The sequence below is a fragment of the Ruegeria sp. AB9 genome (assembly GCF_056542585.1).
This window is the reverse complement of the sequence record NZ_JBQGAA010000017.1, coordinates 1-13,891: the sequence shown is the minus strand read 5'-3', so window position 1 is coordinate 13,891 and position 13,891 is coordinate 1. Positions and strand designations below refer to the sequence as shown.

The window sequence follows — 13,891 nt, the reverse complement described above, 5'->3', positions numbered from 1 at the left end:
CAATGGGACCATAAACAACGTCATTCTCAAATCGGGGCCGAGGTGCACGGGAGTCAATTGAAGCAGATACCCGAATAAGATGAGAAGCGCTCCGAAGAGCGCGACGCATAGTGCCGCGCTAAGCATCTTTAGTGGCGCTCGGACTAAGGTTTCACCCACCATACAAATTCTTATCATGCTTCTCGACAATCGAGGCAAAGCGACGGGCAAAGCGTTCATCCGCCTTGGCCTTTTTCTCCAGCACGTCGCGGGCAAAGACCATGTGGTCCTCATGCGCCTCAAGCATGTCGGCCATTTTCTGATTGGTCGCGGTGCCGATGGCGGCCATCGCCGTCTGCGCCTCTTGATCCGTCTGCACGCCGATCTCGTTGATACGGTGGGCCACGTCCTGCTGCTGCGCGGTTTTCAGCGATTTGGTCAGGGCGTCATACAGCACCACGCGCTGCTGCGTGTCTGTCTGCAACTTGTTGATCAGCACCATCTGCGTCGCCGCCTGGTTTTGCAGTGAGTCGACCCAGGTCTTGCCCTTTTCGATATAGCGTTCGAGCGTCTGGGATTTGGCCAGCTTGACCTGCTCTTCCTGAACCTTGGCGTTATATTGCTTGTTCAGCTCGGCCAGTTCAGTCTCTAGCTGGGTCCGCGCGGCGGCGTCCTGTTCGACGCTGATCTTGTTTTCCAGCGTAATAATAGCCGGGTCCATGCCCTGAATCTCTGCGCGCAACGCCTCCAACTCGGCCACGGTCGCTTCGCGGTCGTCCAGCGTACCGCTCAGGTTGTCCTCGACCTTGACACGCTGTTCTTCCAGCACGGACAACTGCCCTTCCAGCAGCTTCACGATGACGTCCGATTTGGCGATCAGATCCTGCAGCTTATCGTCGATATTGGCGGTTCGCATCCGTTCCTGCCGCAGCGACTCGGATTTACCTTTCGAGAAGATGCCGACGAACGACTCCCACCCGGTTTTCGAGCGCATCTCATCGAAATCCTTGGAGAACGCGTTGGTGACGTCGTCCAAGCCCATGATCAGCTCGGCAATATTGGCGTTCATCACCTCGGTATGGGCGTGCACATCCTCAAGCGTGGCGTTTTCGATGTCGATATCCGCCTCAGCCGTGCCAATCTTGGCCCGCGCGGCATCAATCCGCGAGGTCAGGCTTTCAATCTGCGACTGGCTTTCGCGCACCTTGGTCTGCGTTTCTTTGATCAGCGCCTCAAATTGCTGGTTCGACATCGTTCCTATCCCTTTTTTCTTCTATTACCCAATAAGATAGGGAATGTTATGCGGATTTACATCCCCTGAGCCTCAAAATTCACCCAGACTTTGGCAAACTCCTCAGTAAAAAGAAAGGCGAGACCGCCGATTGACGCGAACAGATTTCGAGTGACTTTATTAACTTAACTTGTTAATTGTTTTTTTGATCAAATCTGGATTGATTCCACGTCCAGAGTGGCCATAGACAATTGTGACACCACCTGTTTGGGTGCGCGCAATCCAATTCATGCCGGAGGCTTATCATGCTGGACGCAACGACCGATCTGAAGTCAATTCTGAAGAACCCCGAATTGCTTGTCACCAAAGCCTATATCGGCGGTCAGTGGGTAGATGGTGATAATGGTACGTTCGAAGTGACAAACCCCGCGCGGGGCGATGTGGTCGCTGAGGTGGCCGATGTCAGCCGTGCACAAGTCGCCGGAGCAATCGCACAAGCCGAAGCCGCGCAGAAAGAATGGGCCAAACTGACCGGCAAGGAACGTGCAGTCATCCTGCGGCGCTGGTTCGATCTGATGATGGAAAACGCCGAGGATCTGGGCAAAATCCTGACCGCTGAACAGGGCAAGCCACTGGCAGAGGCTGTCGGTGAGATCGGCTATGGTGCGTCTTTTATCGAGTTCTTTGGGGAAGAGGCCAAGCGTGTCTACGGCGAAACCATCCCGGGGCACCAGCGCGACAAGCGGATCATGGTGATGAAGCAGCCGATTGGCGTCGCGGCCTCGATCACGCCCTGGAATTTCCCAAACGCCATGATCACCCGCAAGGCAGGGCCAGCATTGGCCGCAGGCTGTGCTTTTGTTGCACGTCCGGCCGCAGAAACCCCTCTGTCTGCGCTGGTTCTGGCGCTACTGGCGGAACAGGCCGGCGTGCCCGCAAGCGTGTTCAACGTTGTGCCCTCCTCCCAGGCCAGTGAGATCGGCAAGGAATTCTGCGAAAACCCCGGCGTGCGCAAGCTGACCTTTACCGGCTCGACTGAAGTGGGCCGCATTCTGCTGCGTCAGGCGGCTGATCAGGTCATGAAGTGCTCGATGGAGCTGGGCGGCAATGCACCGTTCATCGTGTTTGACGACGCCGATCTGGATGCGGCGGTCGAAGGCGCGATGCTGTGCAAGTTCCGAAATAACGGACAGACCTGCGTCTGTGCCAACCGTATCTATGTACAGGCCGGTGTCTATGACGCATTCGCCGCCAAGCTGAAAGCGGCGGTCGAAGCGCTGAAGATCGGCGATGGCTTGGCGGACGGCACCACCACCGGCCCGCTGATCAACGCTGATGCGGTGACCAAGGTCGAAGAACACATCAAGGACGTCACCGACAAGGGCGGTGCGGTTCTGACCGGCGGTCTGCCCCATGATCTGGGCGGCACCTTCTTCCAGCCAACGATCGTGACCGGCGTGACTCAGGATATGATGGTGGCGCAGGACGAAACCTTTGGACCTCTGGCACCTCTGTTCAAGTTTGAGGATGAGGATGACGTCATCGCCATGGCCAATGACACGATCTTCGGTCTGGCCTCGTATTTCTACGCCAAGGACCTGAGCCGCGTCTATAAGGTGGCGGAAGCACTGGAATACGGGATCGTTGGCGTGAATACCGGCATCATCTCGACCGAGTTGGGCCCGTTCGGCGGCGTCAAGCAATCCGGACTGGGCCGCGAAGGCAGCCATCACGGTATGGAAGATTACCTGGAAATGAAATACGTTTGCTTGTCTGTCTGATCAGATATGGCCATCGCTTCAGGGCGGTGGCCTTTTTTGCACCTGGAACTCCGCAGCGACGTGAAAACGCAACTGCTACCCAGATGCAGGTATCTGCGTTTAGGCCATGCTGAAGAAAAATGAATTAACTGAGATTCTGGTTCTGGTCACGCCGCATTTCAACCTTGCGGCAACAATGGCGTTTCTGGACCCGTTCCGGGCTGCCAATTACCTTGCTGGAAAGCAACTTTTTCAATGGCAGTTGGCAAGCGAAACGGACGCTCTTTGCCGGGCCAGCAATGGTGTGGAGGTCGCGGTCAGGCCACTTGGATCTTTGAAGCACACACGGCCTGACATAGTCTGTGTTTCCAGCAGTTGGACTCCTGAAGCATTCACCAGTGAACCCCTGCTATCCGCAATACGCAGATACGCGCGAACAGGCAGTTATGTTGCCGGGATCGATACTGCGGCGTTCATTCTGGCCGAGGCTGGCCTTTTGCGGGGGCGACGCGCAACCGTTCATTACGAGCATATCGACGCTTTTGGGGAAAAATACCCGCAGATTGATGTTTGTGAGGATCTGTTCCTTCACGAAGGCAGCATCGGAACCTGCTGTGGCGGCGCTGCAACCGGAGAGTTTGCCTTATTCCTGATGCATGGGATTGTCGGCGAAGCGCTGACAAACGACTGCGCGAAATATCTGTTCTATAGAAACCTTCGGGGATTGGGTGCACATCAAACCAACAATCAATTGGAGCCCCTGGGAAATACTGCCCCACCCAAGGTCCGCAAAGCCATCGCGATAATGGAACGGCACTTGGAAACACTGATCAGCATTCCCGAGCTGTGTAAGCTGGCCGGAGTATCCCAGCGCCAACTGAACCGCCTCTTCCGGGAATACGTGAAAACCAGCCCGCATTTGTATTATCGGGATATCCGGCTGGATCGGTCGCGGGGGCTGGTCACGCAAACCGAGTTGCCCATTTCCGAAATCGCCATGGCCTGCGGGTTTCCCAATCCGGTTCACTTTGCACGCGCCTACAAACAACGTTTTGGCCTGCCGCCAAGCAGGGACCGGATTGATGGCAGGGTGCCGTTCGAATTCCGGGCCTGGCCGATGTTCCGCCCAGCAGGGACATTATCAAATGGCGAATAAAGTTCAATTGATGTCCATATGACTGCCATCTCCAAATTCATTTTGACGGATCATACCTTTGCAACCCGGCAGGCAAAGGAGTGTCCGATATGACAGACCTACCGACCCAGGCTCAATTCGCGGCCATCGACGAAGGATATTCCGCAGATGCGGGTAACTCGCAATCTCTGAAAGCTGATGCCTATGTCCAGCAGGAGTGGTTTGCAGCCGATCAGCGTGAAATCATTGCGAAGTCCTGGCAGTGGGTCTGTCACGTAGAAAAGCTGCGGCTGCCGGGGTCGTTTGTAACCATCGATATAGCCGGGCAACCCATTGCCGTGGTTCGGGATCGCGAAGGCGCCCTGCGAGCGTTTTACAATGTCTGCAAACATCGCGCACATGAGTTGTTGAAGGGTGAGGGTACCACCACCCGCATCATGTGTCCCTATCATGCCTGGGTTTACAAACTTGACGGCCAGTTGGTACGCGCACCGGAAACCGAACATCTTGAGAATTTCAGTACCGGTGAAATCTGTCTCGACCAGGTTAAGGTCGAGGAATTCGCTGGCTTTGTTTACGTCAATCTGGACCCGACCGCGGCTTCGCTGAACGAGCAGTCAGGCAATCTGGAAACTGAAATTCGCCATTGGGCACCTGATATAGACCAACTCACCTTTGGTCACCGCCTGACCTATGACATCAAGTCCAACTGGAAAAATGTCGTCGACAATTTTCTGGAATGCTATCATTGCCCCACCGCACATAAGGACTTCTGCGATCTGGTGGATATGGACACCTACAAGGTGACCACGCATGGCATCTATTCAAGCCATATGGCGGATGCGGGGAAGACCGCAAATACGGCCTATGATGTCTCGAACGCTACTGTGCGCACGCATGCTGTCTGGTGGCTGTGGCCGACAACATGTCTGATGAGATATCCGGGACGGTCCAGCATGATTGTTCTGAACATCATTCCCGTAGGGCCGGACCGGACCTTGGAAACCTACGATTTCTTTCTGGAAACGCCCGAACCAGATGAAGGCGAACGGGATGCGATCCGCTATCTGGATGAGGTTTTGCAAGTCGAAGACATCGGCCTGGTGGAAAGTGTACAGCGCGGTATGAGCACGCCCGCGTTTACCCAAGGGCGAATCGTCAATGACCCGACGGGTTCGGGTAAGTCCGAGCACGCGGTGCACCATTTTCATGGCTTGGTTCTGGAGGCCTATGCCGGGGCCAACAGATGACACGACCCAACATCGTGGTCATCATGGCGGATCAACTGGCACCGCAATGGACTGGAGTCTATGGCCACCCGATCGCCAGAACTCCGCATATCGATGCGCTGGCCGCACGGGGCATGCGATTTGATGCGGCCTATTGCAATTCGCCGCTTTGCGCACCGTCTCGGTATGCGTTCATGTCAGGCCAATTGATCAGCCGCATCGCCGCCTACGACAACGCAAGCGAGTTTCGCGCCTCGGTGCCAACCTTTGCACATTACCTGAGGGCACTGGGATATCGCACCTGCCTGTCCGGCAAGATGCATTTCGTCGGCCCCGATCAGAAACACGGGTTTCAGGATCGTGTCACTACCGATATCTACCCTTCCGATTTCGCCTGGACCCCAGATTGGGAGGCACCGGATGAGCGCATCGACAAATGGTATCACAACATGCAGACGGTCAAGGAAAGCGGTGTCGCCATTGCCACTTTCCAGACCGATTACGACGACGAGGTCGGCTTTGCGGCGCGCCGTTGGCTGATTGACCGAGGACGCGAGCGCGCGGCAGGGGATGCAACACCCTTTTGTATGATAGCCAGCTTTATCCACCCGCATGACCCTTACGTCGCAAAGCCTGAATGGTGGGATCTCTATGATGATGACGAAATCCCCATGCCCGAATATGTGCCGGCGCTGGAGGAGCAGGATCCATTTTCGCGTCGGGTGATGGATGGGATCGAAGCCAGCATGGTGCCCCTGACAGCCACAGAGGTGCGCCGCACCCGCCGGGCCTATCTGGCCAATGTCAGCTATTTTGACAGCAAGGTCGGTGAAATCGTCAAAACTATCGATGACATCGGCGAACGAGACAACACCATCATCATCGTGACAGCGGACCATGGCGACATGCTGGGTGAGCGTGGGCTGTGGTACAAGATGAACTTCTTCGAACACTCTGCCCGTGTGCCGCTGATTATGGCCGGGGCTGGTGTGTCACGCGGCATTGCCGGGAATGCCTGCTCGCTTCTGGACCTGTTGCCAACTTTCATTGACATCGCCGGTGGTGACGCCGCGACTTTAGGCGAACCGGTGGATGGCCGTTCCCTGTTGCCGCTCGCACGTGGTGAAACCGACCCGGTGGATGAGGCGATCGGCGAATACTGCGCCGAGATGACACCCTATCCCGTTTTCATGATCCGGCGCGGGCCTCTTAAGTACATCCATTGTGATGCAGATCCCCCTCAACTTTACGATCTGGCCATTGACCCGCTAGAAGCGAAAAACGTGGCGGCCGATCCGGCCTATCAAGATTTTGCCGCCGACTTTGCTGCCCAAGTGGCTCAGCGATGGGACAGTGAAGAACTGCGTCGAAACATAATTGGCACGCAGAAATCCCGGCGCGCCCTACATGCCGCAATGGAGGCCGGGGCCGGAGAGCATTGGGACTACAACCCGCCTTCTGACGCCAGCCAGCAATATGTGCGCAACCATATGGACTGGACGGTTGCTGCCGAACATTATCGTTTGAACCCGAGGACCCCCGATGACAGGAAAACTTGAAGGTAAAACCGCCTTGGTCACTGGCGGACGTGGTGGCATTGGGCGTGCAATTGTTGCGCGGTTCCTTCGCGAAGGTGCCAGAGTCTATGCCGCGGATCTTACTCCACAAGGCTCTTTGGCTGAACATGACGAGGACGGCAGCGTCTTTGTCAAACTGGACGTCACCAAAGAGCCCGATGCTATCGCTGCGATGGATCTGGTGAAATCAGATGCCGGAAAACTGGATATTCTGGTCAACGCTGCCGGGATCGAGATTGAAAAAACCATCGAAGACACTTCGCTGGAAGAATGGAACCGTAGTTTTGCTGTGAACTGCACCGGCACGTTTCTGACTTCGAAATACGCACTGCCGCTAATGCGATCAGCGGCTCAATCGGGTACCAGCGCCAGCATCATCAATTTCGGCTCTTATGACGGATTCATCGCTGATCCGGGTCTTGCGGCTTACTGCGCCACCAAGGGAGCAGTCCATGCACTGACCCGAGCGATGGCCTGCGATCATGGACCAGAGGGCATCCGCGTCAACGCCATCTGTCCGGGCTACATCGATACGCCAATGCTGCAAAGCTTCTTTACGGGTGACGGATCTGGCGCTGGTGGGAAAACGATCGATCAGCTGCAACAAGCTGTGCGCGATGTTCACCCGATGCGGACCTATGGCACGCCGGATGACATCGCCAATCTGGTCAACTGGCTGGCCTCGGATGAGGCGCGCTATGCCTCGGGTCAGCTGTGGGTGCTGGATGGCGGCCTGTCAGCCCAGGTGCAGCAGATGAAGCTCTGAGGATCGCACCATGCCAAAACAGAAGTCCGTCATCATCACCTGCGCCCCGACCGGCGGCATTCACACGCCCACAATGTCCCAGCATCTGCCGATCACCCCCAGCGAGATCGCAACAGCGTCCATCGAAGCGGCCGAGTCCGGCGCGTCGATCATCCACCTTCATGCGCGCGACCCGAAAACTGGGAAGCCCGACCCGAATCCCGACTTGTTCATGGACTTCCTTCCGCGGATCAAACAGGCCACAGACGCCGTGATGAATGTCTCGACCGGTGGTGGATTAGGCATGACCCGCGAGGAGCGATTGCGCGCTGCTGTCAAAGCGTCGCCCGAGATGGCAAGCATGAACATCGGTTCGATGAATTTCGGCATCTTCCCGATGAAGGACAAGTATTCGGACTGGAAACACGCGTGGGAGCCCGAGTTTCTGGACATGACCCGCGATTTTATTTTCCGTAACACCTTCGCGGACATCGAATATTGCATAAAGGAACTGGGTCAGGGCCACGGCACTCGATTTGAATTTGAATGTTATGACCTGGGACACCTCTACAACCTTGCCTGGATTCGCGATCAGGGTTGGATCGACGGCCCGATCTTTGTGCAAATGGTGTTTGGTATTCTGGGCGGGGTTGGCGCCGATCTGGACAACTTGATGCATATGCACACGATCGCCAACAAGCTGTTCGGCGACGATTATGAGTGGTCGGTTCTGGCCGCTGGCCGCTTTCAAATCCCCTTTACAACCCAAAGCGCATTGCTGGGCGGCAATGTCCGTGTCGGGATGGAAGACAGCCTGTATATCGGTCCCGGTGAAAAGGCCGTATCCAGCGCGCAGCAAGTGCGGAAAATTCGCGACATCATCGAGAATCTTGGCTTAGAGGTCGCCACCCCAGCCGAGGCGCGCGCGCGTCTGGGGCTGAAGGGTGGCGATCAGGTTGCCTTCTGAAGGAGGGAAACATGCAGACAGAGTTGCTGATCAACGGCGAACTGGTTACCGGAGACGGTGCCGCACTGCCCATCATCGACCCCGCCACAGAGGCGGAAATTTGCAAGGTCCGTGAAGCCAGCCCGGAACAGGTAGAAGCGACCGTCCGTTCGTCCGAGGAAGCCTTTGAGAGTTTTTCGCGCAGTACACCGGCAGAACGTTCCGCGCTTTTGCTGGCTGTCGCGGATTGCCTGGAGGAGAACCAAAATGAACTGGCCGAGCTTGAAAGCTTGAACACCGGCAAACCCTGGCCCTCGGCCCGCGACGATGAAATGCCTTTGACCATAGATACGTTCCGTTTCTTCGCCGGCGCGGCGCGGACAATGTCAGGATCCGCCGCAGGGGAATATGTCGCAGGCCATACCAGCATGATCCGCCGCGACCCTGTCGGGCCTGTTGCGGCCATTGCACCCTGGAACTATCCGTTGATGATGGCCGCTTGGAAACTGGCCGCGCCAATTGCGGCGGGCTGCACAGTTGTTCTGAAGCCTTCGGAACTCACGCCTTTGTCCACCTTGCGCATCGCTGGACTTCTGAACGATATACTACCCAATGGAGTTTTGAATGTGATCCATGGTGCCGGCCCGACCATCGGCGACCAACTGATAAACAGCCCTGAGATGGAAGCCATTACCGTAACCGGCAGCCCGGCAACCGGAATGGCGGCGATGCGGGCTGCAGGCAATCAGATTCGTCACGTGCATCTGGAACTGGGTGGCAAGGCCCCGGTGATCGTCTTCGACGATGCAGATATCGAGGCCGTTGCAGAAACGATTCGATTTGGCAGTTTTTTTAATGCGGGTCAGGACTGTGCTCAGCCATGTCGCGTGCTGGCGCAAGATGGGATCTACGACAAACTGGTCGCGGCAATCGCGGCGCAGGTCAGCCAAATCAAGACCGGCGCGCAAAAATCGGACGGCACGGAAATGGGCCCGGTGATCTCATCCAGTCAGCGTGACCGCGTGGCAGGTTTCGTTGACCGGTCCCGGGCAAGCTGTGAGGTCGTAACAGGCGGCAAGGCAGGTGAAAGCGCTGGCTATTTCTACCAGCCGACCGTGTTGGCCAATGTCGACAATGATGCAGAGGTGGCCACTCAAGAAGTGTTTGGCCCCGTTGTCTCGGTCTCGCGCTTCAAAGACGCAAAAGATGCCCTGCGCATTGCCAACACTGGCCGTTATGGCCTGGCCTCTTCGGTCTGGACCGCCAATGTTGGTCGCGCAATGAAGATGACAAGCTGCCTGCGCTATGGCTTTACCTGGGTCAACACCCACGGAGTAGGGACACCGGAAATGCCTTGGGCCGCGATGAAAGGGTCCGGAACTGGCTGTGACATGAGCGTCTATGCGCTCGATGCTTATACTTCGATCCGTCACGTCATGGTGGCACACTGATGCGGTTGGCTGGGAAAAAGGCATTAGTCACCGGCGGTCGCCAGGGAATCGGGCGCGGCATTGTTGAGGCTTTCCTGACCGAAGGCGCTACTGTTGGCACATGTGGGCGCGGCAACCGGCCAGAGGGGCTGCCCGATGCCGTTACTTGGTGTAATGCCGATGTATCTGACGTAGAGCAGGTCGACGGGCTGGTGCAGGATATCGGTGCCGTCGATATTTTAATCAACAACGCTGGCGTGCAGGTCGAAAAGACGGTCGTGGACAGCACCGACGCTGATTGGGACCTGGTCATGGGAGCTAATTGCCGGGGCGTTTTCAATATCTGCCGTGCGTTTATTCCAGTCATGCCGCAAGGAGGATCGATCATCAATATCGGGTCGATTTCCGGTAAGGTGGCGGACCCATCCATGGCGCTCTACAATGCATCAAAGGCTTTTGTTCATGGGCTGACACGTTCGATTGCTGTGGATCATGGTCCCAAAATCCGCTGCAATGCGATATGTCCGGGGTGGATCGAGACGGGCATGCTGGATGCAGGATTAGAGCTGTCCGATGACCCGCAAGCGGCGCGAAAGGACGCGCTGGCCCGTCACGCGTCCCGCCGGTTCGGACAACCTGCGGACATTGCCGCCATGGCAGTTTGGCTGGCATCTGACGAGGCGGGCTTCGCCACCGGGCAACTGTTCACCATCGACGGCGGCATGACGGCTGCATCACCTATAAACACAGGACTGTTCTGATGGCAGATATCTCACATACCGCAGTTCTGGGCGCGGGCACCATCGGCGCCAGCTGGACGGCTTTGTTCCTGGCCTCGGGCCGATCTGTGACTGTCTACGACCCCGCCGATGACGTAGAAAGTGCCGTGCGTGCCTATATCGATCAGGCTTGGAGAACCATGGACGAACTGGGCCTGACAACACGAGGTGTTCCCGACCAGGTCACTTTTGTGCGTTCGGCTGGCGAAGCAGTTGAGGGCGCGGACTTTGTACAGGAAAACGTCCCCGAACGCCTGCCGATCAAACATGCAGTTTTTTCCGAGATCGAATCCGGCATCGCGCCACACGCAATTGTGGCAAGCTCGGCCTCTGGCCTGACGCTCGGCCAGATGCAGGCAGGTTGGCAAAACCCGGGCCGCTTCATTCTGGGCCATCCTTTCAACCCGCCCCATCTGATCCCGTTGGTTGAAGTGATGGGCAACAATCTGACCGACCCGGATACGGTCTCCGGGGCCGAGGCGTTCTACAAGGACATTGGCAAGGTCACCATCCGCGTCAACAAGGAAGTGCCGGGCCATGTCGCCAACCGCTTGCAAGCCGCAGTCTGGCGCGAGGCTGTCCATTTGGTGCAAACTGGCGTAGCCAGCGTCGGAGATATCGACAAGGCCATGTCCGCAGGACCCGGGTTGCGATGGGCAGCCATGGGGCCGACAACACTGTTCAGTCTTGGAGCAGGATCAGGTGGCCTGACTGCTTTTTGCGATCATTTCGCCGACACGTTCAATGGCTGGTGGGATGATCTGGGAACTCCGCAACTCACCCCAGAAGTGGCAGAAGTGCTTGCACAGGGTCTGGCCGACGCACACGGAGATACATCCGTCGAAAAGTTGGCAGCACTGCGCGACGCGAAAATTGTGAATATGCAGGCCGCTTTGGCAAAAGTGAAAGAGTTAAAGTAGCGCTCAAGGGAAAGGTGCACCCCAAATAATGGCCATGACACCTTTTACTTTTGTGTAAGCCTCATACCTACGCGAAAAGCTATAAAAGGAATAGATTCTATATCTCTGATGGAGAGGGAAGGCTCAATTTCTACTTCCTTATTCGTACGGTCCGGCTGAAGGTCGACCACAATTTGATATGTTGGTGACAAATTGTTTGGTTTTTCCGTTCCCTAATTTCACCTCTGAGAGAACCCAAGAGCGGTGAAGACCGAATAACCGGGGCCGGGTCCCAACAGTCCATTCACCTCTAAACATAGAATTTTGAGGATCGACAATTTGACGACAACCTGGATTTGCGTCCCTAAATGCAGAAAATTCTGGGTATGAAGTAAATCCATAACCCAATAGACTCTGCGCATATGGGCTTGTCGCAATTCCTACATAAGAATGAAACGCACCTTGTGCGGCAATACTAGGTTCTGGACTCATTGAATTTCAAAGCCAGTAGATGACGGTTGCGGCCAGGGCGATTGCTGAGAGGAAGGCCTTCGGACATCTGTCGTAGCGAGTTGGCACGCGCCTCCAGTCCTTCAGCCTGCCGAACATGATCTCAATCCGGTTACGCCATTTGTATCGGCGCTTGTCGTACTTCACAGTTCTCCTGCGCTGCTTTCGACCGGGGATACACCGTACTGAGCAAATTAGGTTGATATCAGCGCAAATTGCTGGCCTTGGGATCACGCTGGCCGCGCTGGAAGATACTCAGGAAAGTGAGTTGAGTGATTTCATGGAAAGTGTTGGAGGCCGGCTCGCAGAGAATGTACAGGCTGACCCTGAGCGCGCAGCAAACAAGCTGCATGAAGCGAAGAACAGATATCGATTCATTGCGTAAACCACTGACAAGTAACCGCCTCTTTTGTGGCGTATCCATTTGGGCAGTTTGAGCCCTGAGCCGCCATTACTGTGCCAGCTGAGTGCTGCGGATGCATTCGGCAGCTACGAACTGAAGTTGTGTGAAAACTCTGGCGGTTTGGTGCAAAAAGCCGAAAACACCCTCTACGGCACACTCTCGCGCGCTACTGAGAGAGCTTTTGCACAGGTGCCAAAAACTAGCGCGACGAGAGAGCTCGTGAGCCGGAGTTTTCACCCACCCTCAGCCCTAGGCAGACGCGTTCAAATCAAGCTGAATTTGCGACCCTCTAACGCTTTTGACATAATCTCCAATAGCCGTGAACATGTCCAAGGGATCGAGGGAGGCTGTGAATGACAAGGTATTTGGTCGCCGCGCACTTTGAGATCATTGAAGGCTCATTCGCGGATTTCATCGAGGGCGGACGCAAGGTTGCGTCGGCATCCGTTAAAGATGAAGAAGGCTGCGAGCGCTACGATGTACTCGTCTCGTCGGATGGAAGGCCCCAAGGAACAATGTTTGAGGTTTATCGCGACAAATCGGATCACCAAGCACATCAGGAAACCCCGCACTTTTCGGAATTCTGGAAAGTCACGGCAAATCACAGAGTCATTTGGACCGTGGATTTTGGAGGGTTGGACCGTCAGAGCGAGTTCGAAACTCCTAGGTGAAGAGTGGAATTAGGTCATAAGGCACGTAACAAGGCTACATCTCCAAGGCGTCCGCTTAGCCCGCCCAGCCACCGTTGGTCACATCGAGGCAGGCCGAAAGCCCGTCAGAAGTCGGTGAATGTCTGCTTCTCTAATTGGGCGTTTGGGTCAAGCTCGTTTTCCTTCGTTGTTTTGGACCGTTGTCACTCATCCGGGTCACGCTTCTCTTCGCAGTCTGTTTGACGCCTCGTGGGGCCTCGCTGCACGCATGTGTCGGATTGGTTGTGGAGAGCCTCGCTTTGAGGCGCGCTTGAAGGCGCAGCAGACATTTTCGGCTTCATCCACGAACCTCGTCCGGTGAGGACGATCCCGTTCGGGTTCGGTGTTGGGCGTTTAGATCATGCCTTACCCTCCACTTTCACCGGACGGAACTCGGTGCCATCTGCCCACATGCGGTGAAGCAGGACAGCCAGTTTTCGGGCGACAGCCACAACCGCGCGGCGACGTCCTTTGGTGCGCATCAAGCGCATACCCCATGACTTGATCTGCGATCCGGCCATGGTTCGCATCAACAAGGCGTTGGCGGCCGCATAGAGCGTTGCCCTGACATCTCGATCT

The 13,891-nt window shown here is 56.1% G+C and carries 12 protein-coding genes and 2 pseudogenes; 11 read left to right on the top strand and 3 right to left on the bottom strand.

Annotated features, from left to right (window positions below):
• Positions 1-151: 151 nt before the first annotated feature.
• Complete coding sequence (locus ACR0K5_RS21890) at positions 152-1,231, bottom strand: hypothetical protein (protein WP_480631668.1); 1,080 nt, start codon at positions 1,229-1,231, stop codon at positions 152-154.
• Between the two features lie 284 nt (positions 1,232-1,515).
• Here ACR0K5_RS21890 and ACR0K5_RS21885 point away from each other — a divergent pair, with 284 nt between their 5' ends.
• The 9 genes from ACR0K5_RS21885 (at position 1,516) to ACR0K5_RS21845 (ending at position 11,731) form a co-directional block, all read left to right on the top strand.
• Positions 1,516-2,991 carry an NAD-dependent succinate-semialdehyde dehydrogenase gene (locus ACR0K5_RS21885; protein ID WP_480631667.1) on the top strand — a complete coding sequence of 492 codons (1,476 nt, stop codon included), beginning with the start codon at positions 1,516-1,518 and terminating at the stop codon, positions 2,989-2,991.
• A 106-nt stretch (positions 2,992-3,097) separates the two neighbouring features.
• Positions 3,098-4,126 (top strand): GlxA family transcriptional regulator, encoded by a 1,029-nt coding sequence (locus tag ACR0K5_RS21880; protein WP_480631666.1) that lies wholly within the window; start codon positions 3,098-3,100, stop codon positions 4,124-4,126.
• An 89-nt stretch (positions 4,127-4,215) separates the two neighbouring features.
• Positions 4,216-5,355, top strand: coding sequence for an aromatic ring-hydroxylating oxygenase subunit alpha (locus ACR0K5_RS21875; protein WP_480631665.1), 1,140 nt, complete (start codon positions 4,216-4,218; stop codon positions 5,353-5,355).
• Positions 5,352-6,893 carry a choline-sulfatase gene (betC, locus tag ACR0K5_RS21870; protein WP_480631664.1) on the top strand — a complete coding sequence of 514 codons (1,542 nt, stop codon included), beginning with the start codon at positions 5,352-5,354 and terminating at the stop codon, positions 6,891-6,893. The genes ACR0K5_RS21875 and betC overlap by 4 nt, the downstream gene beginning before the upstream one ends.
• On the top strand, positions 6,877-7,677 hold the full coding sequence (locus ACR0K5_RS21865; protein ID WP_480631663.1) for an SDR family NAD(P)-dependent oxidoreductase: 801 nt from the start codon (positions 6,877-6,879) through the stop codon (positions 7,675-7,677). Before betC ends, ACR0K5_RS21865 begins: the two co-directional genes overlap by 17 nt.
• Positions 7,678-7,687: 10 nt before the next feature.
• The gene (gene kce / locus ACR0K5_RS21860) at positions 7,688-8,623 is read left to right on the top strand and encodes a 3,5-dioxohexanoate:acetyl-CoA acetone transferase (protein WP_480631662.1); all 936 of its coding nucleotides are present in this window, start codon (positions 7,688-7,690) and stop codon (positions 8,621-8,623) included.
• Between the two features lie 11 nt (positions 8,624-8,634).
• Entirely contained in the window at positions 8,635-10,053 is a 1,419-nt protein-coding gene (locus ACR0K5_RS21855) for an aminobutyraldehyde dehydrogenase (protein ID WP_480631661.1), read from the top strand.
• Positions 10,053-10,793: an SDR family NAD(P)-dependent oxidoreductase gene (locus tag ACR0K5_RS21850; protein ID WP_480631660.1), complete on the top strand. Its 741-nt coding sequence runs from the start codon at positions 10,053-10,055 to the stop codon at positions 10,791-10,793. The genes ACR0K5_RS21855 and ACR0K5_RS21850 overlap by 1 nt, the downstream gene beginning before the upstream one ends.
• Complete coding sequence (locus tag ACR0K5_RS21845; RefSeq protein ID WP_480631659.1) at positions 10,793-11,731, top strand: 3-hydroxyacyl-CoA dehydrogenase NAD-binding domain-containing protein; 939 nt, start codon at positions 10,793-10,795, stop codon at positions 11,729-11,731. The genes ACR0K5_RS21850 and ACR0K5_RS21845 overlap by 1 nt, the downstream gene beginning before the upstream one ends.
• 477 nt (positions 11,732-12,208) lie before the next feature.
• On the opposite strand, the pseudogene ACR0K5_RS21840 reads toward ACR0K5_RS21845, so the two are convergent.
• Positions 12,209-12,400 (bottom strand): annotated as a pseudogene (locus ACR0K5_RS21840) (transposase); the annotation flags it as partial.
• Between ACR0K5_RS21840 and ACR0K5_RS21835 the strand changes: the two are divergent.
• Positions 12,318-12,605 (top strand): hypothetical protein, encoded by a 288-nt coding sequence (locus ACR0K5_RS21835; protein ID WP_480631739.1) that lies wholly within the window; start codon positions 12,318-12,320, stop codon positions 12,603-12,605. The pseudogene ACR0K5_RS21840 and the gene ACR0K5_RS21835 overlap by 83 nt on opposite strands.
• Before the next feature lie 371 nt (positions 12,606-12,976).
• Positions 12,977-13,294: a putative quinol monooxygenase gene (locus ACR0K5_RS21830; RefSeq protein ID WP_480631658.1), complete on the top strand. Its 318-nt coding sequence runs from the start codon at positions 12,977-12,979 to the stop codon at positions 13,292-13,294.
• Positions 13,295-13,671: 377 nt separating this feature from the next.
• On the opposite strand, the pseudogene ACR0K5_RS21825 reads toward ACR0K5_RS21830, so the two are convergent.
• A pseudogene (locus ACR0K5_RS21825) lies at positions 13,672-13,891 on the bottom strand (IS110 family RNA-guided transposase); the annotation flags it as partial.